A 22,517-nucleotide genomic window follows, 5' to 3' on the forward strand; every position below is an offset into this window, starting at 1 on the left:
GCCATGGTCAAGAAAGGTCAGACGCTGGAATTGGAGATCGAGTCGGCGGCTTTCGAGGGGTCCTCGGTGGCGCGCCATGAAGGCATGGTGATCTTCGTGCGCAACGGCGTACCCGGCGACCGCATAAGAGGCCTGGTCATCCGCAAGAAGAAGCGTCACGCCGAGGCTGTTGTGGAGGAGGTATTGGAGCCGTCGCAGCAGCGGACCGATCCTCTCTGCGGCCACTTCGGCGTTTGCGGAGGCTGCACCTGGCAGAACTACGACTATCAGGGACAGTTGGATTCCAAGCGCCGCCAAGTGGGTGATTTGCTGCAGCGCATCGGACGCCTTAGCGATCTGGAGGTGCGGCCCACCTTGGCTTCGCCCGACATCTACTACTACCGCAACAAGATGGAGTTCAGTTTCGGCAACGCCCGCTGGCTGACCAGAGAGGAGATCGAGAGCGGAGAGGATTTCGACCGCGACTTCGCCTTGGGGCTGCACATTCCCAAGCGCTTCGACCGCATCCTCGATCTTCACGAGTGCCATTTGCAGAGCGAGACCAGCGCCGCCATCGTCAATTTCGTGCGTCAGTTCGCCCGCCGTCGCCGGTGGAGCGCTTACGACACGCGCAACCACGCGGGATTTTTGCGCAACCTGGTCATCCGCGAGGGCAAGCGCAGCGGCCAGCGCCTGGTCAATCTGGTCACCAAGCGGTCGGAACCGGAACGCATGGAGGAAATCTGCCAGGCGCTGCTGGAGCGCTTTCCCGACCAGGTTTCGACCTTCGTCAACAGCGTCAACGAAACCCGTTCGCCGGTGGCCTCAGGAGATGAGACCGTCTACCATGGAGAGGGATCCATTCAGGAGCGGATCGGCGGCCACACCTTCCGCATTGCCCCCACGACGTTTTTTCAGCCCAACAGCCTGCAAGCCGAGCAGCTCTTCGGCGTGGCCCGGCAAATGGCGGACTTGAAGGGCGACGAGAAGGTCTTCGACGTTTACTGCGGGGTGGGAGCCGTTTCCCTCTTCCTCTCCGACTCGGCCGCCCACATCACGGGCTTTGACCTGCACCGGCGGGCCATCGAGGATGCCGCCCGCAACGCCCTCGACAACGGCGTGAAAAACTGCCGCTTCCTGGCCATGGATGCCGTGGAAGCTTTGCAGCCGGGCGTCACCCGGCAATTGGGGCTGCCCGCGCTGGTGGTGCTCGATCCGCCCCGCACGGGACTGCACAAGGACGTGGCCAAAGCGCTGCTGGAAAGCAACGTCCCGCGCATCGTCTACATCAGCTGCAACCCGGCCACCCAGGCCCGCGACCTGCAAATCCTCTCGCAAAGATACACAATAGAGGCCGTTCAACCGGTTGACATGTTTCCCCACACCTACCACATCGAGAACGTGGTGGCGCTGCAACTGAGCGCCTGAGGTTCAGCGGCCGGCAATCGTAGCCGATCAGGCCGTCAGCAGGAGCCAGCGCTTCCGATAGGCCAGATTTACGGCCTCGGTGCGATTGCGGACCTTGAGCTTTCGCAGAATCTTGTGGATGTGCCTCCTCACCGTGTGTCTGGAAACGCATAGGGACCCCGAAATCTCTTCATTGCTTCGTCCGCGGGCCACATGTCCAAGCACTTCCAACTCGCGGGGAGTCAACTTCAACGACCTCATCACGTTCAGTTGTTCCCTCTGAAAGGAGAGATCGGAGAGACAGGCGAAGAGAGCGCTTGTCAGGCGGGGCGTCAATCCGGCGCTCTCGTCCATCAGCCAGTGAGTGAAACTCACTACCTCCTTGGGGGCGAAGCCGTCCAACCTGTAAAGCGACCCGGCAAAACTGGAGACGGTGGGGTCGGAAGAGGTCTCGAGATCGCAAAGGATGATGTTGATGCCTGGGTAATTGGTAACAGTACTGACGAACTTGGTTTTTTTGCATTCAAGCGAGCTGTCTTCCACGATTACGGCTTGGGGATGATTGCGCCGGATTGAGGCAAGCAAATCGTTGCCCTTGTTCAGAAACCCGGTTTTTTGAAATCCGGCCTTCCTGGCTGCCGAGGCGATGGCACTCCGCGATTTGTCTGTGCAGGCTACAAAAAGCATGGATCTCTTCCAAGAAAGAAACTGAACCGTTCGCTTCCTCGCCGCTGGACGGAGGGCGCCGTGTTGACATTCCGGCCAATAAGCGGCCAACCCCTAAGGCAGTTTCCGCCTGGCAACACCAAGCCCGGTTCACTATTGCAATAAATATAGCTCTAAACAGCTATCGCCAGCAATCCTGAGCAACCCTGCGGGACGTTGGTCAGGCCTATCGCAAGGAGGATGAGCAGGAGGTTGAAGTGGCTTCCATCGGGAGCGTCGAGCTCCTCTGAAAGGTACGTCTTTACTGGATGTCCCTGGTCACGGCAGGTAGCCGGCAAAGCACGCGGCGGCCTCCGGATCCTGTACCAACCGAGTTAGCCCGCAAAGGGGTATCTGAATCTTTTTTGGACCACTCGATCCATAGCAAGTTGCGCAAAGTCCTGATAATATTTCTAAAATTAGCGAGCAGCCTCATACCGCCGAGAGCAAGTGGTCCTCCAGCTAGGTCGCTGAAACTTGATTCGTGTGTGAACTTGGTGGCCACTTGGTGGCCCTAGGGAGCCGTTTGGTGGTCCAAACACGCCTTCTACTCACTACCGACAGCGACTCCGAGCTTTTTCAAAGGCTAAAGGCGCGCGTCAGGACACATGGCGGCATTGATTTGGCTGCCGAAATGAGGACATCCGATCCAGTCGAGACGTTATTGGCGGTTGAGAATTATCAGCCTGACCTGCTGGTGATGTTTTCGGAGAATGCCGCAGTTCCTGGTATCTGCAGTCATCTTCTAGATCAGAATCCGCACATGGCTCTCATCGTCGTTCCAAGGTACCAGAAGCCCTTGTTGCTCACTCGAGAGACACTCGTGCAGGAACTTGACAGCGCCACTGAAGAGGAGATTCTCACAGCCATTCAGAATCTTAGGACGTCGCGTTGATCCGACAGCCGCCATTTTCACCGAAGGAGAAGAAGGCTATGGGTCAAAAGACAGCTCTAGACAACAATCTCCGCGTTATCCTCGTAATTGGACGGCAATATTTGCTCGATGCTCTCTCAAAACAGCTTGGCGACAGTTCGATTCTGGTGACCGGCTCGGCCACCAGCATGAGCAGGCTCAGGCACGAGGACATCGGCGAGTCATCCGTCATGTTGCTGGTCGAAGCGGGTCCATCCACGGGGGGGTTGCCCTCAAACATCCGCAGGCTTCGCTCGGTCTGCCCGAATGTCAAGGTCCTCATTCTGGGATTGGAGGACTGCGAGCGGAAGATCCTGCAGTACGTCCAATCCGGGGCCTGCGGATATCTGCTCAAGAAGGAGTCCTTCGACGACTTGGTGGGGGTCATCGAGGCAGCCTACAACAATGAGTTCAAGTGCGCGCCCAACATTGCTTCAAGGGTCATGGCGCGGATTCAGGAGCTGGTCAAGTCCTGCGATGGGACCATGGACACCGATCCCGAACTGACGCCTCGCGAACTTGAGATCCTGGAGCTGATCGCCGAGGGGTTGAGCAACAAGGAAATCGCGCAGCGCCTCGACATTTCTCCTTCCACCGTCAAAAATCACGTCCACAACCTTCTGGCCAAGCTCAAGGTGGGCCGCCGCGGAAAAGCGGTTTGGTGCGGATACGAAAAAGGCCTTCTCCGATCCCGATTCCTGGGCCAACTGAAAAGCGGCCTGGCCTCCGGTTCTGAGTGAAGCGGGACCCTTTGGCGGATCAGATGGCGCCGGAGACGCCGTCCTGCGCCTCGGCAGCAGGCGGGCCCTGCCTGAGCCAGAGCAGATTCTCAACTGCTTGGGCCAATCCGGCGACGCTGGCTGCTTCGAAGAAGGTGCGTAGCGACACTTCGACGCCCAAAGCGTCGCGGATTCGGGAAACCGCCTCAGCCGCCAACAGAGATTGCCCCCCACAGGCGAAGAAATCGTCATGAATCCCCACACGGTTAAGAGGCAGAATCTCAAGCCAGACGGCAGCGATGGCTTTCTCGACGGATGTGCGGGGAGCAACGTGGTCCTGGCCTTGGCCGCGGACCCCGCGTTCGGGGGCGGGCAGCAAGGCCCGGTCGACTTTGCCGCTCGGCAGCAGGGGCAGGGAGTCCAGCGTCAGGAAAGCGGAGGGCACCAGGGGATGGGGCAGCATTTCCCTCAGGTGAGCCCTCCATTCTTCCGAGTTGGACTCGCTGTCTGTTTCTGTCACCACGTAGGCTACGATCCGCTTTCCGCTCAAAGGCTCTTCCAGGACCGCAACTGCGCACTCGCGGACATCCGGGTGGGAGGCGAGGATCGTCTCGATTTCGCCGAGCTCGACGCGGTAACCTCTAATCTTGACCTGGTGGTCAACCCGTCCCGAGAGTTCGATCTCGCCATCGGGCAGGTATCGTCCCAAGTCTCCCGTGCGGTAGAGTCGGGCGCCTGGCTCAGCGCTGAAAGGATTGGGCAAGAATCGTTCTGCCGTAAGTTGGGGGCTGTTCAAGTAACCCCGTGCCACACCCTGTCCGCCGATATGGAGTTCTCCGATAACTCCTTGCGGCACCGGCTCTCCGCGGAGGTCGAGAAGATAGACCTGCGTGTTTGCGATCGGCCTGCCGATGGCGGGCGGGCGTGTGGAGTCGCCACCCGGCTCCACGACTCCGAAGGTAGTCACAACGGAGCACTCGGTCGGTCCGTAATGGTTGACCAGCGCAAAGGCGTCGTCCAGCCGGCCGCGGCGATGGAGTATGTCGCCGCCCGTCAGCAACGCTTGCAGGGGCGGGGCCTGGGGCCATTGCTCGGCCAGCACTCCCTCGGCCAGAGGGGTGGGCAGAAAGCAATGAGTGATTTCACGCTTTGCCAGCCAGGAGGGGATCTTGGCCGGCGACCGCCGGATTTCTTCGTCCGCCAGGTGCAGGCTGCTTCCGGCCGTCAGGCAAGCCCACACCTCCCAGGCGCAAGCATCGAAGGAAAAGCCAGCCAGTTGGGTGGTCCGATCGTCGGGTCCCAGTCCATAGTATTCCCGATGCCAGGAGACGAGGTTGAGGAGGCCCTGGTGAGTGACTCCGACTGCTTTGGGCTTGCCAGTGGAGCCGGAAGTGAAGATGCAGTAGGCGAGATTCAGGGGCTTGCTGCAGCCAATCAGGTCGGCCGGCGATTGTTGGTCCAGCGCCGCCCGTTGGCTGTCGAGACAACACACCTCGACCGAGCCTGGGGCGACGAGATCCTTGGTCGCCTCCTGGACCAGCACCAGCGACGCCTGGCTCTCGTCCAGCATGAGGGCCAGGCGGGCCGGCGGCAGTTGGGGATCGAGCGGGACGTAGGCCCCTCCCGCCTTGAGAATGCCCAACAGCCCCACCACCATCTCCGGCGACCGCGGCAGGCAGACGGCAACCAGCGACTCGGCGCCGATTCCCAGGCTGCGCAGGTGGCGGGCAAGCCGGTTGGCCCGCCGGTTCAATTCCTGATAGCTCAGGCACTCGTTTTCGCCGGTTACGGCGGGCGCGTCAGGATTCTCGGCCGCCTGTTCCTGAACTAGCAGATGCACGGCGTCCGCCGCAAGGGTATCGGCAGCGGTATCGTTCAATCGCGTCAAAAGCCGGCTGCGCTGATGAGGTGTGAGCAGCGGCAAGGCATCGACTACGCCGCTGGGATCCTCCACCAGCCCCTCAATCAGAACCGAGAAATGGCCGATCAAGCGCCGCAGGGTTTCCCTGCTGTAAAGGGCGGTGGAGTACTCGAAGCCTCCGGAGATGACGCCCTCGGTTTCAACGATGAAGAGGGAGAGATCGAATTTCGAAGTGCGGTCGTAGGGCTGCAAGCGTGTCATGTCCAGGCCCGACAAGTCTGGGTCCTTGTGCTCGAGGAGGCTAATGGTGACCTGGAAAATCGGGTGGGCGGCCGGATCGCGTTGCGGACTCAACTCTTCAACCAGTTTTTCGAAGGGAAGGTCCTGATGGGCATTGGCGCCCAGAACGGAGGTTCGCACTTGTTCCAGCAGGTCTTCGAAGGTCAGAGCGGGACTGAAGCGCAGGCGCAGAACCAGCATATTCACGAACAGGCCGACCAGTTCTTCCAGTTGGGTCCGGTCCCGGTTTGCCACCGGATAGCCTATGCAGAGGTCGTCTTGGCCGCTCAGACGATGCAGCAGGATGCCAAAGGCCGAGGCCAGAGTCATAAACAGGGTCACGTCCTTCTGGCGGCTGAGCCGGCGAAGCCGGTCGCTGACCTCGGCATCCAACTCGAATCCAATCCACGACCCCTGATGGGACGCCACCGGCGGACGCCTGCGGTCGGACGGCAGATGCAGCGTTTCGGGAACGTCCCGAAGGTAGTGGGTCCAGTAGTTGAGCTGCTCGCGCAAAGATCCGCCTTCCAGCCGTTCCCGCTGCCAGGCGGCGTAGTCGGCGTATTGCAGTCCCAGTTCGGGCAGAGGTGAATCCTGTCCCGCGCTGAAGGCTTGATAGAGAAGGCTCAGTTCACGAGCCAGAATATCCATTGACCAGCCGTCGGCAATCAGATGGTGAAAGGTCAGAAGCAGCACATTTTCATCCTGAGCGATCTTGATCAAGCGGGCTCGTACAAGGGGTCCCTTGTCGAGTTGAAAGGGCTCCCGGCCTTCCTGCTGTACGATCCTGTGAATCTGAGCCTCGGCATCGCCGTTGGCGGCCACTTCGATTAGGGGAAGCGCGATGTTCATTTCTTCGGCGATGATCTGCAGCGGCACCCCTTCGGGAGCCTGGAAGGCGGTGCGCAGACTTTCATGGCGCCGCACGATCTCGTTGAGGCTTTTCGTCAGCGCGTCGACGTCGAGCGGTCCCTTGAGGCGCCAGGCGCCAGGCATGTTGTAGAGTCCGCTTTCTGGATCGAGCTGGTTGAGGAACCACATCCGCTGCTGGGCAAAGGAGGCCGGCGGCGGGCGGCGGCGGTCGGTCCGGGGAATCGGCTCAAGGCGCACCTTTTGGGCTGCTTCCACCGCCGCGGCCAAGCGGCTCACGGTAGGGGCTGAGAAGAGTTCGCGCAGCAGCAAGTCGCATTGCAGCTTGTGGCGGATACGAGCCACAGCCCGGGTGGCCAACAGCGAGTGTCCGCCCAGTTCGAAGAAGTGGTCATCGAGACCGACTCGCCCCACTTGAAGCACTTCGCTGAAGATTTGGGCCAAGGCGCATTCCGTTGGTGTGCGCGGCGGCAGGTATTCGGTTTCCCGCTTGCTGCCGTCAGGCGCGGGAAGGGCCTTTCTGTCAATCTTGCCGTTGGGCGTCAGCGGCATCTCCTGCAAGAAGACAATGGCCGCGGGAATCATGAATTCGGGCAGCAGGCTGCGCAGGAACCCGCGGGCCTCGCGCATGATGGTGGCCTCCTCGCCCGTCACGTAGGCGACCAGGCGGGGCTGGCCTGGAACGTCCTCACGCAATGCCGCCACGCTCTCGGTGGTTCCGGGGCAGCGCCGCAGCGCGCTTTCGATCTCGCCCAGCTCGATGCGATAACCGCGGATCTTGACCTGATGGTCGCTACGCCCCAGGAACTCCAGGGAGCCGTCGCCGCGGCGGCGTCCCAGGTCGCCCGTCCGGTACATCCGGCTTCCCGGTGGGCCGAAGGGATTGGGGAGGAACCGCTCGCCCGTTTGGCTGGGACGATTCCAGTAACCTCGCGCCAGTCCCGCGCCAGCCAGCCATATCTCGCCGGTGACTCCGATGGGGACGGGCTGCAGGTAGGGGTCGAGAACGTAGACCTGGGTATTGTCGAGAGGATGGCCGATCGAGATCCTCTCCGCCCCGTCCACCCGGCAGAGAGTCGCATAAGTCGTATACTCCGTCGGACCGTAGAGATTGTAGATGCGAACTCCCGGCACGGCCTTCCGAAGTTGCGAAACCAGCTCCTCGCGCAGCGGCTCGCCGGCCAGGTTGATGGTGAGGAGCCCTTGCAGCGACAGTTCCTCATGCAAGAGCGCCTGAGCCGCGGAAGGCACCGTGTTGAGCAGCGTGGGCGGCGGCGAAAGGTGCCTTTCCGTCAGTGCCAGCGCATTCTTCTCCAGCAGCACCGTGCTTCCGCTCGCCAGGGGTACGAACAATTCAAAGATGGAGAGGTCGAAACAAATAGAGGTCGAAAACAGGACCCGTTCCAGGTCCTTCTCCGAGAAGGCCCGCCGGGCCCAGCTGACAAAGGCGACTGCGTTGGCGTGGGTCAGGGCAACCCCTTTGGGCCGCCCCGTGGAGCCCGATGTGTAGATGCAATAGGCCAGAGTGGAGGGATGCAGCGGCCGTTGCGGATTGGCGTCGGGCTGCGACTGTTCCCAGGCGCGGTCTTGGTCCAGCACAAGCAGCCGGGCGCCATGTCCTTCCAATCCTTGGGCCAGACCGTCCTCCGTCAGCAGCAAGTCGGCGCCGCTGTCGGCGATCATCTGAGCCAGGCGTGCGGGAGGATAGGCAGAATCGAGGGGGACGTAGGCTCCTCCCGCCTTGAGGACGGCCAGCATTGCCACCACCATGTCCAATGAGCGCTCGGTGCAAATCCCCACCAGCTTTTCAGCGGACACCCCCAGGCTGAGGAGATGGTGAGCCAGGCGGTTGGCCCGGGCGTTCAACTGCCCGTAGCTCAATTCGCCTCCTTCGGTGCTGATGGCCAAGGCTTGCGGCGTTCGTTGCGCCTGTCTCTCGAAGAGCTTGTGCAGGGTCTTCTCGGCGGGCAGACCTCCTTCTCTATGGTTCCAGTCCGCCAGTAATTGGCGCCGCTCATTTTGGCCGAGCAGCGGAAGGCGGGCCAGAGCCGCGCCCGGTTCGGCAACGATTCCCCCGAGCAGCACTTCGAAGTGCTCCGCCAGGCGCTCGATGGTTTCCTGTTCGAAAAGGTCAGATGAGTATTCGAAATCGCCTTCCAGGGCCTGTCCGGCGCCCGTGTCGGAAACGAAAAGCGCCAGGTCGAACTTGGCCGTCTGGTTCTCGGGTTCTACCAGACTGATCTCAAGACCGGGCAGAGTGACTTCTTTCTGTCCCAGGCTTGGAAGCGTGGTGGCCTTCCCGGAGCGCGAGCCATGGGTGGTGCTGTAGCTGTAGGTGACCTGGAAGATCGGATGGCGGGACAGGTCCCGCTGGGGCTGGAGTTCTTCCACCAGCTTCTCGAAGGGCAGATCCTTGTGCAGGTCGGCTTCGAGCATCGAATCGCGCACGCGTGCCAGTTCGTCTCCGAAGGTGTCGCCGGGAGCGATGCGGGTGCGGAGCACCAGGGTATTGGCGAAGATGCCGATCAAGCCTTCGGTCTCCAGGCGGTCGCGGTTTCCCACCGAGTAGCCGATGCAGAAATCGTCCTGGCCGCTGTAGCGATAGAGGAGCACGTTGAAGGCCGCGGCCATGGTCATGAAGAGCGTCACCTGTCGGCTTTGGCTGAGTTCGCGAAGGCGCTGGCTCAGTTTCTCGTCGAACTGGAAGGGGACGATTCCGCCGCGGAAGGTTGAGGCCGGCGGACGCGGCCGGTCGGCGGGCAGGTCAAGCGATCCCGGCGCCCCATTCAAGTAGCGCTGCCAGAACTCGATATGCCCCTGCAGAACTTCGCCCTGCAGCAGATCTCGCTGCCAGCGGGCGAAATCGGAGTACTGAAAAGGAAGTTCCGCCAGAGGCGGCGGATTGCCTTCGACGAAGCTGCCGTAGAGTATTGAAAGCTCGGTCAGAATGACGTCCAGAGACCATCCGTCGGCCACGATGTGGTGGAAGGCGATCATCAGGATGTGCTCGCGGCGGTCCAGGCGCAGAAAGCTGATGCGGATCATCGGTCCGCGCACAAGATCGAAAGGCTGGCTGACGTCTTCTTGCAGCCGCAGTTGCGCCTCCGCTTCCGGATCGTCCGCAACGGACAGATCGACCATGTCCAGAGGCAGTTCGCCCTGATCGAGGACCACGGGTACCGGCCTTCCGTCGACTTCGGTAAAGACGGTGCGCAGCACGTCGTGGCGACGCACGATCTCTTGGAGGCTGCGCTCAAGAGCGGTTGCATCCAGCGGCCCGCGCAGGCGCCAGGCGACGGCGACGTTGTAGAGTTCGCTCTCGGGCTCGAACTGATCGAGGAACCACATCCGCTGCTGGGCGAAGGAAGCCACCAGCGGCAGCGCGGGATCGGCCCGTCCGATGGTATCGTCGCCGACCACTTGAGCATCGAGTACGATGCGCGCCAACTCGGCAACCGAGGGCGCCACAAAGAGCTCGGAGAGCCGCACCTCGGCATGCAGCGACTTGCGGATGCGCGCGATGACCTGGGTGGCCAGCAGCGAATGCCCCCCGAGATCGAAAAAGTTGTCGTGAATGCCCACCCGCGGGACCTTGAGGACGTCGCTCCAGATTTCGGCGAGCAAGCCTTCGGTGGGCGTGCGCGGCGGTGCGTAGGGGGTGCCGGTATCCCTCTTGGAACCAGGCGCGGGCAGAGCCTTGCGGTCGATCTTGCCGTTGGGCATCAAGGGCAGTGCATCAAGGAAGATGTAAGCGGCCGGCAGCATATAATCCGGCAGGGTCTCTTTCAATGCCTCCCGCAGACGATTCTGAGACGGCTTCTCGGCCACGACGTAGGCCATCAGCCGGCGGTCGCCCGAGGGCTCGTCGGGGGCCACCACAACGGCCGCGCTGACGCCGTCACAGCGCAGCAGCGCGCTTTCGATTTCACCCAACTCGATGCGGTAGCCGCGGATCTTGACCTGATAGTCGATTCGGCCTAGGAACTCGATTGAGCCGTCGGGAAGATATCTGCCCAGATCGCCGCTCCGGTACATGCGCGCCCCCGCTGGTCCGAATGGGTTGGGCAAAAAGCTCTGCGCCGTCAGTCCGGGCTGTTGCCAATAGCCTCGGGCCAGCCCCGCGCCGGCGACATAGATCTGGCCGGGCGAGCCGATCGGAACCGGCTTCATGTGCTCGTCGAGGAGGTAGATCTTAGTATTGGTCACCGGTCGTCCAATAGTGACCTTAGAGCGCCCGTCGACCTGGCAGAAAGTAGTGTAGACGGTATTCTCGCTGGGTCCGTAGAGGTTGTAGACACGTGCTTGAGGAGCCAGTCCGATGATCTGCTGAACCAATCGGCGCTGCAAAGGTTCGCCCGCCAGGTTGATCACTTTGACCGAGCGGGGAATGGCGCCGGCATCGACAAGGGCTTGCGCTGCCGACGGCACCGTGTTGATGAGAGTCGGCCAAGGCCCGGCCCAAGACTCGGTCAGGGCCAGGGCATCACGGACAAGGATCAGCGAAGCGCCGGCGGCCAGCGGCGAGAAAAGTTCGAAGATAGACAGGTCGAAACAGATGGAGGTCGAAAGCAGCATGCCCTCCAGCTCATCCCCGAAAGTCCGCTCGGCCCAGGTAAGACAAGCCACAGCACTGCTGTGCTGCAGGGCAATGCCCTTGGGATTTCCGGTCGATCCGGAGGTGTAGATGCAATAGGCGAGATTGCCCGGCTTGGCTCCGCAGTCCGGATTAGCGGTTGGATTGGACTCGATCGACGACCGGTCGCTGTCCAGGAGGAGGACGTCGAGATCGTCGCTGGGCAGCAGTGGCGACAGACTCGACTCGGTCACCAGAACGGAGGCGCGGCTGTCAGCCAGCATGAAGGCCAGGCGGGCGGCGGGATAGGTGGGATCGAGCGGCACGTAGGCCCCGCCGGCCTTAAGGATTCCCAGGATGCCGGCCACCAGGTCAAGCGAGCGGTTGAGGCAGATGCCCACCAGGGTGTCTGGCTCCACTCCCAAGGAGCGCAGCTGATGGGCGACCTGATTGGCGAGGGCATTGAGCGAACCGTAGCTGATCGACTTTTCGCCCATGACGACGGCAGTGGCCTCGGGCTTGCGTTCGGCCTGCCACTCGATAAGTTCATGAATGCATGCCTGGGGAAAGTCGAGTTCCGCTCGGTTCCAATCCACAACGATCTGCCGCAACTCGGGCGGAGTGAGCAAGGGCAGGTCTGCGACGGACGCACCGGGATCGCCGGCGATTCCCTTCAGGAGGGTTTTGAAGTGCCGGGCCAGCCGCTCGATGGTGGCATGCTGGAAGAGACCGGTGGCGTATTCGAAGCCTCCTTGGAGCCCTCCGGCTGTCTCCGAGAAGAAGAGCGACAGGTCGAACTTGGCCGTGCGGTCATCGGGTTCGATCTGAGTCAGCTTCAGCCCAGGGAGCTTCAGGTCGTCCTCGGCCAGATAGCTGAAGAGGACTTGGAACAGAGGCTGACGGGAAAGCTGCCGTTGGGGGCGCAGTTCGGCAACCAGCCGGTCAAAGGGCAGATCGCGGTGTTCATAGGCCTCCAGCAAGCGCTTCCGCACCTGGCTGAGGACCTGCTTGAAGGAGGGGTTGTGCGACAAGTCGGCGCGCACCACTACGGTGTTGAGGAAAAAGCCCACCAGGTCCTCTGCTTCGCGATGTCCGCGGCCATCGACTGGAACCCCGATGCAGATGTCTCTTTGCCCGCTCCAGCGAGCGAGCAGGAGGTGGAATGCGGCCAGCAAAGTCATGAAGAGGGTCGAGCCGTGCTGGCGGGCTATATGCCGCAGAGCAGTCTCGGTCTGAGGCGCCAGGGAGAACTCGACCACTCCGCCCCTGAAGTCGGGCACGGCCGGACGCACGAAGTCGAAAGGCAGGTCGAGGCTGTCAGGCGCATCGGCCAGACGCGTCCTCCAGTAAGAGAGCTGTCTGTCGAGAATATCTCCTTGCAGCCACTTGCGCTGCCAGACCGCATAGTCGGCGTACTGAGCGGGCAATTCGGGCAGCGGCGAGGAACCGTGCCCGGCAAGAGCCGCGTAGAGCGCCGCCAAGTCGCGGAAGAGAATGGCAAAGGAGGGCCCGTCGATCATGATGTGATGCATGTTGACGATGAGCAGATGTTGATCGCTCTCCAACCGCAGCAATTGGACCAGAAACGGGCACTCGTTCTGGAGATCGAAGGAGTGCTCGGCATGTCTTTGCAATATCTCGGCGACAAGCTCTCGCCTTTCCTCGGGCGGGCGGGCTGAAAGATCGGTCTCCTCGAAGCGGGCCTGTTCCGGCGCGGACACCCATTGGGCGCCTACTCCCTCTACGGTTCCGTAGCGCGTTCGGAGAATCTCGTGGCGCTCCACAAGTTCGTCAAAGGCCTGGCGCAGGGCCAAGAAGTTGAGATGGCCCTCGATGCTTACGATGCTTCTGAAATTATAGGCCGGTCCGAGAAGGCCGAGCTGATCGAGGAACCAGAGTCCTTCCTGAGCATAGGAAAGGGGCAGCACATCAGGACGGGGACCCGCGGCCAGGGGAGTGGTCCTGGACACCTCAGGTTGCTCGAGGAAGGCGATGATCTCCTCTCTGTATCGCCGGAGCTGCGCCATTCTTTCCGGCTTGAGCGAGTCCGCCGGGCGAACCCGCAAACGGTCTTGGTGGACCCACAACTGAACGCCTTCTTCAGAGAGTTCAGTGAGCAGTTTCCGCACTTCGTTCATGGCGCCCCTCACAGTTCCGTGTATGCGACGCGCGCATCCAAGAGGTCGCGGATCGTCGCCGCCAAAGCCTGAGCGTTGTCTTTGGCCATCAAAGTGAAATGGTTCCCGGGAATCTCGCGTGTCACCAGCTTTCCAACCCACTCGCCCCACTCATAGCCGTCCCTTGAATACTCCTGCGGAATCTCGATGGAGGGGTCGGGAAAGGGTTCAGCGGCGCGCAGCAGGAACACTTCTCCCTCGAACGGCCGCGGCTGATAGGAGAGGAAGGCGTCCCGGTTGAGTTCCAGGGCGCTGGAGAGCCGCTCGATCTCGCCGCTGCCTTCCTGCAACTCTGATGATATGAAGCCCTCCAAGCCTAGGACGTCCATCTGGCGGATCGCCGTGCGGGCCCGAACCTGCGCCGAGGGTGAAGCCAGAGCCCCGGGCGGCAACCAGGTATCGAGCATCAAGACGGCGGCCACCTCCCGTTTGCGCTGCCTCCAGCGCCTGGCCATCTCCAGGGCGATGCAGCCCCCCATCGACCAGCCGGCCACAATCAGCGGGCCCCGGTTGCGGATCGAATCGATAACTTCCGTGTAGCGTGCGGACAGATTCTCGATGGAGTGGGCCATCTTTTTGACTTTTGTATCGGGCGCCTGCAGGCCGAAGATCGAGTAATCTCCCAGCCGTTTGGCAACCTCCATGAAGGGAAGGACCGAACCGCTGGCGGCATGCACAAAGACAATGACGGGTTTGCCGGGTCTGGGAGCCAAAGGGACCAACCTGGCCTCCGGATCCCCCGGCGCAGTCTTCAAGGTTTGGGCCAGCGCCCGCACCGAGCGCGCAGCGAAGACGTCGGCCACCGAAGGACGAAGGCCGAGTTCCTGAGAGCAAGCCGCAATGAGCTTGAAGATGAGCAGAGAATGGCCCCCAAGTTCGAAGAAGCTGTCGGTGACGCTGATCTCGCTGAGGCCCAGGACCCGCTGGAAGATTTCCAGCAGCTTTTGTTCCTGCACGTCGGCGGGGGGAACCAGCTTTCCCTGTCGAGGCGGCGTGGATTTTTCCTCCTGCCACAGCCGCAGCAAGGCGGCTTGATCGGTCTTGCCGTTGACGTTGGCGGGGATGCTGTCGACGCTGATGAAGGACTCCGGCAACATGAAGCGAGGCAATATGCGGCCCGCGTGCTGTATCAGTTCCTGTGGCGAAACGGCGTCCCCGCCGGCGGGCACGATGAAGGCGATGATCCTGCCGGCGCTTCCTTTGCCGACCGGCAGCACCACGCTCTCCTCGACTGCTGGGTGCTCGCAGAGCACGGCTTCGATCTCGGCCGGCTCGATACGCATCCCGCGGACTTTGACCTGCCTGCCGATGCGGCCCAGGTGTTCCAGGACGCCGTCATCGCGATAACGGCAGAGGTCTCCGGTGCGGTACATGCGACCTCCCGGCTGCCCGTAGGGGTCGGGGAGGAAGCGCTCCGCGGTCAGGGCGGGACGCCTAAAATAACATTGGGCCACCCCCGCCTCGCCCCCCAAGTAAGCCTCGCCCGGCACTCCCACCGGCAAGACCTGCAATCGTTCGTCCAGCACGTAGACTCTGAAGTTGGGGGCGGGCCTGCCCAACGGCACGGTAGGCGAGCCCGGATCAGGGTGCAGGACCATATCGGTCACGCACCCTGCCTCGGTGGGTCCATAGCAATTGATCAGGCGAGCCTCCAAACGCTGATAGAAACCGTCGCGAATGCGCGGGGTCACGGGCTCCCCTCCACAGAAGACCCAGCGCAGTGAGGGACAGCTTCCCGCCGGAAGCTGATCGAGAAACACCTGCATCATGGTCGGGATGAGAAAGATCGTGGTGACGTGGTAGCGCTCGATCTGCTCGATCAGATAGAGGGGATCGCGATGTCCCCCCGGCTGGCAGACGACCAGCGTGGCGCCGCGGTATAGGGGCCAGAAGATCTCCCAGATGGAAACGTCGAATCCATAGGATGTCTTGAACAAAGCGGCATCGCCCGGGCCGAAGGGGTAGGACTTCTGCAGCCAGAAGATGTTGGCGAGGGCGCCTTCGACGGGGTAAGCCACGGCCTTGGGGCGCCCGGTTGATCCCGAGGTATAGAGAAGATGGATGAGATGGCGGGCAGATCCCTCGTTGACGGGATTTGTCGAGGGGAAGTCCGACCAGCGGTGGGCTTCCTCGTCGACTGCTATCACGGGCCGCCCGCTGTCGGCAAGGCGGGAGCGGGTAGAGCGGTCGGCCAGCACCAGCAGGGGCCGGGTGTCCTCGATCATGAATTGCAGACGGCCATCGGGAAGTTCCGGGTCCAGGGGAACGTAGGCGGCGCCGGACTTGGTGACGGCATAGAGAGCCGCGACGAGGGCGAAGCCGCGTTCCAAGCACAGGGCGATCAAAGTGTTGCGTCCGGCCCCCAGTCCCCGAAGGTAGTGGGCCAGCCGGTTGGCCTGCCGGTTGAGATCGGCATAGGTCAAACGGCCCTCGTCTCCCGCCAGCGCCCATGCTTGAGGGGTGCGCTCGACCTGCTCCTCGAAGGGCTCGGCCATGGTGCGGTAGGGGAACTCGGGGCAGCGATAGGGATTCAAGCGGTTGAGGATGCGGTCCCGTTCCCGGGTGGAGATCAGCGGGAAAGCGCCGACGCGTCGGTCAGGTTCCTGCGCCATGGCCGAGAGCAGCCTGAGGTACATCTTCACGAAACGGGCGGCAGTACTCTCTTCGAAGAGATCGGAAGAGTATTCTAAGAATCCGCAGAGGCCTTCAGGCGTCTCCGTCAACGAAACCGTCAGATCCCACTTCGCCGACTCGCTTTCGAGCAGCACCCCTCCCACTTCGGCTCCTCGGCATTCTACGTCAGCGGCCGACTGCAGGCCGAAGAAGGTCTGGAAGACGGGACTGTAAGCGGACTCGCGGGGCACTTTCAAGGCCGCCACAACCCTGTCGAAAGGTACTGATTGGTGATCCTGAGCTTCCATCACCGTGGCATGAGTGCGTCCCACAGCCTCCCTGAATGAGGGGTCTCCGGACAGATCGGTGCGCAGCGCTACCGTCTTGACAAAACACCCGACCAGAGTTTCGGCCAGCGGATGGTCTCGTCCGGCCAGCGGCGCTCCCGCGATCAGGTCGGATTGTGCTGTCAGCCGCAGCAAGAGAACCTTGTAAGCGGACAGCGTCACCACGAACAAGCTGGTTGCTTCTTGTTCCGCCAGGCGCTTGAGGTCGGAAACGAGTTGAGGAGAAGCCGCGATGGGGAGGGCGCGTCCTCGACGGCTCGGAACGGGCGGGCGGGGGCGGTCCCCGGGCAGGTCAAGCACCGGCAACTGCCCTCCGAGCTTGCTCAGCCAATAGTCGAGGTCTCGGTCCAGCCGCCGACGGTCGACGGCTTCCTGCTGCCAGGCGACGAAGTCCAAAAAGCCGATGTCGCCGGGGGGCTCCGGTTCCTCTCCTTCCAGCAGGGAGGCCATTTCTTGCAGCAACAGCGCCGCAGACCAGTAGTCGGCGATCAGGTGGTGAAAGACGAGGACCAGTACGGCCTCCCCTCCCGGCATCAGGATGGCGCAGACGCGAAAGAGGGGTGGCTGCTCAAGGGGCAGAGGGTCTCCTGCGGCTGCATCGCCGATATCCTTCATGGCCCGTTCCGCCAGCTTCGGGGAAAGGCCGGTCAGGTCATGCCATTGCAGGGGAGGCTCCAGGATGCCCGAGTCCTGCTGCAGCGGCTCTCCCTCCTCTTCGGTAATCCGCAGGCGCAGCGCGTCATGGCGTTCCATCAGCGTCCGCAAGGCCATCTCCAAGCGCGCCCGGCCCGGGGCCGCAGGAAGGCGCAAGGTCTCGAACAGGTTGTACTCAGCGCTGTCGGGAAACAACCGCGCGAAGAACCAGATGCGGGCCTGAGCAGAGCTGAGCGGTATTCGGCGTTCGCGGGGTATGGGGACCAGCTTGTCGGGAAGGGACGGCTTCAGTCCTCGACGGAGCATTCTCTGGATAAGGCGCGTCCTGGCTGAGTCCAGATCTGCCGGGGTGCCAGGAATCAGGTCGCTCATGTTTACCTTCCCATATCTGACAGGCGGCGCTCCACCTCGCGTTCGGGCAGTGACGCCACCATAGCCACCATGGCCTGCTCGGTGGCGTCGGCCAGGCCTTCGATGGTGGGGTTTGAAAAGAAGTCGCGCACCGACAACTGGACGCCGAAGGCCGCATCGACGCGGCTCAGCACTTGGATGCACTTGAGGGAGTTGCCTCCGACGGCGAAAAAATTGTCGTTGCGGCCCACCTTTGTCAGACCCAGGACCTCCTTCCACAGATCGGCCAACGCACTTTGAAGCTGCCCTTCGGGCTCCAGCCCCCCGACGCGGGCTTCAAGATCCCGCCTTTGCGGCGGCGGCAAAGCCCGGCGGTCCAGCTTCCCTGAAGGCGTCAAAGGCAGCTCGGACCGGAAGACATAGACCGCGGGCAGCATGAAAGTAGGAAGAAACCGCTCGGCGTGAGCGGCCAGATGGGGCAGGGCGGCGCGGTCCCCGACGACGTAGGCGACAAGTTGGGCTGAGCCTTGGCTGTCTGGTCGTAGGACAACGGCGCAAGTCGCCACCGACGGGTGGCGCGAAAGAACCGACTCGATCTCGCCGCACTCCACCCGGCAGCCGCGAATCTTCGTTTGCTGGTCCCCGCGGCCAAGAAAACGGATGAGTCCTTGATCGTCGAAACAGGCCAAATCTCCCGTCCGGTAGAGCCGCTCACCGCTGGAAACGGCGTAGGGGTTTGGCAGGAACTTCTCGGCAGTGAGCCGAGGCTGGCCATAATAGCCGCGGGCCAATCCCCCGCAGCCGGCCACGTAAAGCTCTCCCGTCACTCCGGGAGGCACGGCACTCAGAGCCGAGTCGAGGATGAAGAGGCGGTAGATGCCGAGCTGAGTGCCGATGGGAAGCCCCTCTCCGTTTTTGAAGTCCCGGCCTTCCCAGCCTGCCACCTCGGAGGTCTCGGTCTGGCCGTAGAGGTTATGCAATTCGACAGCGAAATGCCGCGAGAAGCGCTGGAGAACGTGTGCCGCCATCGCCTCTCCCGAAACCTGGATCCAGCGCAGGTCGGGGTAGTCGGCGGGCGGCGCGGACCTCAGGTAGGCCTCCAGCATGGACGGAACGAAATGGGCGAAGACCGTCCCCGGTTTGTTGAGCAGAGATTGGATGTGTGCGACGTCGGAACTGGAACCGGGATCAGTCATGAGAATGGCCGCGCCGGCATGCAGGGGTCCGAAAATCTCCCAAATGGCCACGTCGAAGATGAGGGGCGTCTTGTGCAGGACCCTTTCGCCTTCTTTCAAGGGATAGCGGTCAGCCAGCCAGCGCAGCCTGTTCATGGCGCAGCGGTGATCGATGGCCACGCCTTTGGGGCGGCCGGTGGAACCGGAGGTGTAGTAGAGGCAGGCAAGGTTGTCCAAAGAAACCGTTACGCCGGGATCGGCCCCTTGCAAAGCGTCCAGGTCTTCATCGTCCGCTCCGCCGACAGGGATGGAAAGCGGGGCCAGATCGGGCGAGGCCGCATCCCGCGTCACCACTATCTGCAGCCCGCCGTCTTGGGCGATGCTGCGCAGCCGTTCCACGGGTTGAGCCGGATCGAGCGGGACGAAGGCCGCGCCGCTTTTGAGAACCGCCAGCAGAGCGGCCACCAGGTCGAAAGACCGTTCAATGCAGATGCCGATCCTTGCTTCCGGTCCGGCGCCGGCCTCGATCAGGACCCGCGCCAGACGGTTGGCGCGACTGTTTAGCTCTCGATAGGTGAGGAAGCCTTGTCGGGCTTCGATGGCGACAGCCTCGGGATAGCGCCGGACCTGCTCCTCGAAGCCCTGGTGCAGTGTCTTGAGTCCGCTGTAGGCTTGGAACCGGGCATTGGCTGTAGCGGCCAGGTCTTGCCGTTCCCGGGCGGGAAGCAGGGCCAATTCATCCAGCCGCGCCTGCGGACGGCGGACGGCGTCGTGCAACAAGGTTTTCAGTGCCTTGACCAAGGATCGCGCGGCGGGCTTGTTGAGCAGGGGCGTGGCGTACTCCAACTCTCCCTCATAACCGCCCGCGGCGCGGCGCAGGGTGCAGGTCAGGTCGACTTTAGCGGTCTCCGTGTGGATGACGACTTCTTGGATGTCCAAGTCCCGGATTCGGAGTTCCCGGTCGGCCGGGGTGCTCTGCAAGACGAACATCGCCTGAAAGACCGGGTTGCTTTCCCTTCTGCGCGGCAGCGAAAGCTCATCGACGACCACATCGAAAGGAAGCTGCTGGTTTGCCATTCCCTCCGAGAGCAAGCGCGAGGTCTGAACAACCAGCTCCTGGAAAGTGACCCCGGGGGGAAAGCGAAAGGGCAACGCCACCGTGTTGGTGAAATAGCCGATGATGGCCTCGGTCTCGGGCAGCGGGCGGCAGGCCGCCGGTACACCCACGACGATAGTGTCCTGCCGGGAGTGTCGGAATAAAGTCGCCGCAAAGGCGGCCAGCATGACCGTGAATTCGGTCGTCTCCAAACGGCGGGCCAACTGGGTTATGGCCAAGCTCAGATCGGCTTCTACGCGCACATCTTCCAGCGCCCCCTTGGGCCGGAAGCTTCTCTCCAGGACGACGTCTCGATTAAGACGCAGAGAGGGCAGTTCCCCGCTCAGTTGGCGGCGCCAAAACTCCCGCTGACGGTCCGCCTGGTTTCCTCGCAGCCAGCGCGATTGCCAGTCCGCGTAGTCCCCGTACTGGAATCCGGGTTCGGGCAAATGGGCTTGGCCGTTAAGAAAAGCGCAGAGTTCCCGCCAAAAGAGACCCAGCGACCAGGCATCGAACACGCAATGGTGGAAGTTGAGGAACAGCAGGTGCTCATCCTCGGCTACCTGAATGCAAAGCGATCTGAACAAAGGAGCCCTCGAGAGGTCGAATGGCTCCCTGGCCGCCGCCTCTGCCGCTGCCAGGGCGCTGGGGAAAGAGGAGACGCTTACTCGGCGAGAGGAGATGGACATGGGAGGAGCGATTTCCTGGCACAATTTGCCCTCATGCTCGACTAGAGCAGTACGCAAGGACTCGTGGCGAGCCAGGATGCGGGTGAGGGCTTGGTCTAACTCGTCCAGCGACAGATCTCCGCGGATGCGGTAGCCGAAGGGGACCGAGTAGACGGGGGCCCTCCCGTGCAGCTTGTCCAGGAACCAGAGGCGCTGCTGCCCCCGCGAGGCTGGATGGCGGCCGCGCCGAACCGTCTTCAGCCCGGCGGCGCGCCTCTGCCCGTTCCGGCCCAGTTTGCCGACGAGGATCTGCGGGTCGCCGTTCCAGCGCTCAAGCAGCAGCGCCGCCAGGGAGCGCACCGACTGGCACCGCTGAAACTCTGCAAAGCTGATCTCGATGACGGCAACCTCGGCTATGCGTCCCAGCAGGCACAAGGCCCGCAGGGAATCGCCTCCACAGGCGAAAAAGCCCTGCTCCAGCGATTCGGGAGAACCTCCTGCGTACTCCTGGAACAGGTCCGCCACCACGAGTTCCAACTCGGAGGCTTTGCCCAAGCTGGCCTTCATGGCTGATTGGGGGGCCGGAAGCCGGCTGCGGTCCAACTTGGCGGTGACCGGCGAGAGCGGCAACCGTTTCAGAGGAATGAGCACGGACGGGACCATGACCGCCGGAAGGCGCCGGGAGAGGCGGCGCCGCAAGTCGGAGCGGGAGAAGTTCCGCGCCACAACATAAGCGGCCAGGCGCATATCGCCGGGCGCTTCCTGGTAGGCCACGACGGCCGCCTCCCTCACTCCCGGACAGCGCCGAAGGGCGGCCTCAACTTCGTCCAGCTCAACCCGATGGCCGCGGATTTTCACCTGATTATCGACACGTCCGGCGAACTGAATATTGCCGTCGGCGAGAAGATGACCACGATCGCCGCTACGGTACATCCGGGCGCCGCGACCGGCGAAGGGATCGGGGAGGAAGCGCTCGGCCGTCAGGGCGGGGCGGTTCAGATACCCCCGAGCCAAGGCCTTCCCGCTGATGAAGAGTTCGCCGGTCTCGCCTGGCCGAACCGGTTCCAGGTCGGCGCCCAAGATATGGATGTCGACGTTGGCGATCGGCCGCCCGATCGGCACGCAGGGCTCATCGGCCTTTACCGGTCCGCTGAAAATCGCGCAACTGATGGTGGCTTCCGTGGGCCCATAATCGGCGATCCATTCGACCTCGCCGCTCCATGGCAGCTCCCGCCAACCCACGAGCTTCTCGGTCAACAGCCTATCGCCCCCGACGAAGACCAACCGCAGAGCTTGCGGACGCTGGCCGCCCGCTCGGCATAGGGCATCGACCCAGTGATGCCAGTAGGCGCTGGGCAAGCTCAGGACGGAAACCCTTTCGCCATCCAGCAGGTCCTGCAACTGATCCGCAGTGGGGACGCGTGCTGGAGGCAGCACCACTGCCGCGCCCCGCGACCAGGCCGGAAAGATCTCCTCAAGCGCTGCGTCGATGCTGATCGACGTGAATTGAAGCACGCGGTCTTGAGGATGGATGCGCAGGACCTCCGCCATGTGGAGGACGTGATTAAGCAAGCTTGGGCCCGCCACGGCCACTGCTTTGGGCCGGCCGGTGGAACCCGAGGTATAGATGCAGTAAACCAAGTCCTCCGGACAGGCGGAGGCGGGAGGATTGGCTTTCGGCTGCCGCGAGATGGCGGGCCAATCGGCATCCAAATCGACGACCCGCAATGTGCGGCTCCCCGCCAGCCGCTCCTTGAGGTCTTGACGGGTGAGCAGGAAATCGACCCGGGCGTCGTCCAGCATCCAACGAAGCCGCCGGACGGGATGATCGGGATCGAGAGGCAGGTAGGCTCCGCCGGCTTTGAGGATGGCCAAAAGGGCCTCCAACATCCGCACCGACCGTTCCAGGTGGAGTCCTACCAGGCCTGCCGGCTGCAGACCGCCTGCGATCAGGTGGCGGGCCAGTTGGTTGGCGCGGCGGTTCAGTTGCCCGTAGGTGACCGTTTGGCCTGAGGAGAAGATCGCCGCAGCGTCGGGGCACTCCTCCGCTTTGCGTTCAAAGAGTTCAGTCACCCGTTTCAGCGCCATAGAAGCAGCCCTCCAGCCCGAGGCATCGGAGAGGATGGAGGG

The 22,517-nt window shown here is 62.5% G+C and carries 6 protein-coding genes; 2 read left to right on the forward strand and 4 right to left on the reverse strand.

Features of this window, described 5'->3' with window-relative positions; all coding sequences use genetic code 11:
* Positions 1–3 precede the first annotated feature (3 nt).
* Positions 4–1,407, forward strand: a complete 1,404-nt coding sequence (rlmD, locus tag VLU25_11775; protein ID HSR68608.1) for a 23S rRNA (uracil(1939)-C(5))-methyltransferase RlmD — start codon at positions 4–6, stop codon at positions 1,405–1,407.
* A 27-nt stretch (positions 1,408–1,434) separates the two neighbouring features.
* On the opposite strand, the gene VLU25_11780 is transcribed toward rlmD, so the two are convergent.
* A complete protein-coding gene (locus VLU25_11780; protein HSR68609.1) occupies positions 1,435–1,971 on the reverse strand; it encodes a helix-turn-helix transcriptional regulator in 537 nt (178 codons plus the stop codon).
* Between the two features lie 1,182 nt (positions 1,972–3,153).
* On the opposite strand from VLU25_11780, the gene VLU25_11785 reads away from it, so the two are divergent.
* Complete coding sequence (locus tag VLU25_11785) at positions 3,154–3,744, forward strand: response regulator transcription factor (GenBank protein HSR68610.1); 591 nt, start codon at positions 3,154–3,156, stop codon at positions 3,742–3,744.
* A 19-nt stretch (positions 3,745–3,763) separates the two neighbouring features.
* On the opposite strand, the gene VLU25_11790 is transcribed toward VLU25_11785, so the two are convergent.
* The 3 genes from VLU25_11790 to VLU25_11800 are packed head-to-tail and all read right to left on the reverse strand — an operon-like array spanning position 3,764 to position 22,475.
* Complete coding sequence (locus VLU25_11790; GenBank protein HSR68611.1) at positions 3,764–13,444, reverse strand: amino acid adenylation domain-containing protein; 9,681 nt, start codon at positions 13,442–13,444, stop codon at positions 3,764–3,766.
* An 8-nt stretch (positions 13,445–13,452) separates the two neighbouring features.
* Positions 13,453–17,469 (reverse strand): amino acid adenylation domain-containing protein, encoded by a 4,017-nt coding sequence (locus VLU25_11795; protein ID HSR68612.1) that lies wholly within the window; start codon positions 17,467–17,469, stop codon positions 13,453–13,455.
* A 2-nt stretch (positions 17,470–17,471) separates the two neighbouring features.
* Positions 17,472–22,475: an amino acid adenylation domain-containing protein gene (locus VLU25_11800; GenBank protein ID HSR68613.1), complete on the reverse strand. Its 5,004-nt coding sequence runs from the start codon at positions 22,473–22,475 to the stop codon at positions 17,472–17,474.
* Positions 22,476–22,517: the final 42 nt, after the last annotated feature.

The organism is Acidobacteriota bacterium (genome assembly GCA_035471785.1).
In the GTDB taxonomy this organism is placed as follows: domain Bacteria; phylum Acidobacteriota; class UBA6911; order RPQK01; family DATIPO01; genus JANQFM01.

Excerpts from the sequence above, each read along its gene's own strand:
- rlmD (HSR68608.1), top strand. The coding sequence starts at position 4 with ATGGTCAAGAAAGGTCAGACGCTGGAATTGGAGATCGAGTCGGCGGCT.
- VLU25_11800 (HSR68613.1), bottom strand. The coding sequence starts at position 22,475 with ATGGCGCTGAAACGGGTGACTGAACTCTTTGAACGCAAAGCGGAGGAG.
- VLU25_11790 (HSR68611.1), bottom strand. The coding sequence starts at position 13,444 with ATGAACGAAGTGCGGAAACTGCTCACTGAACTCTCTGAAGAAGGCGTT.
- VLU25_11785 (HSR68610.1), top strand. The coding sequence starts at position 3,154 with ATGAGCAGGCTCAGGCACGAGGACATCGGCGAGTCATCCGTCATGTTG.
- VLU25_11795 (HSR68612.1), bottom strand. The coding sequence starts at position 17,469 with ATGAGCGACCTGATTCCTGGCACCCCGGCAGATCTGGACTCAGCCAGG.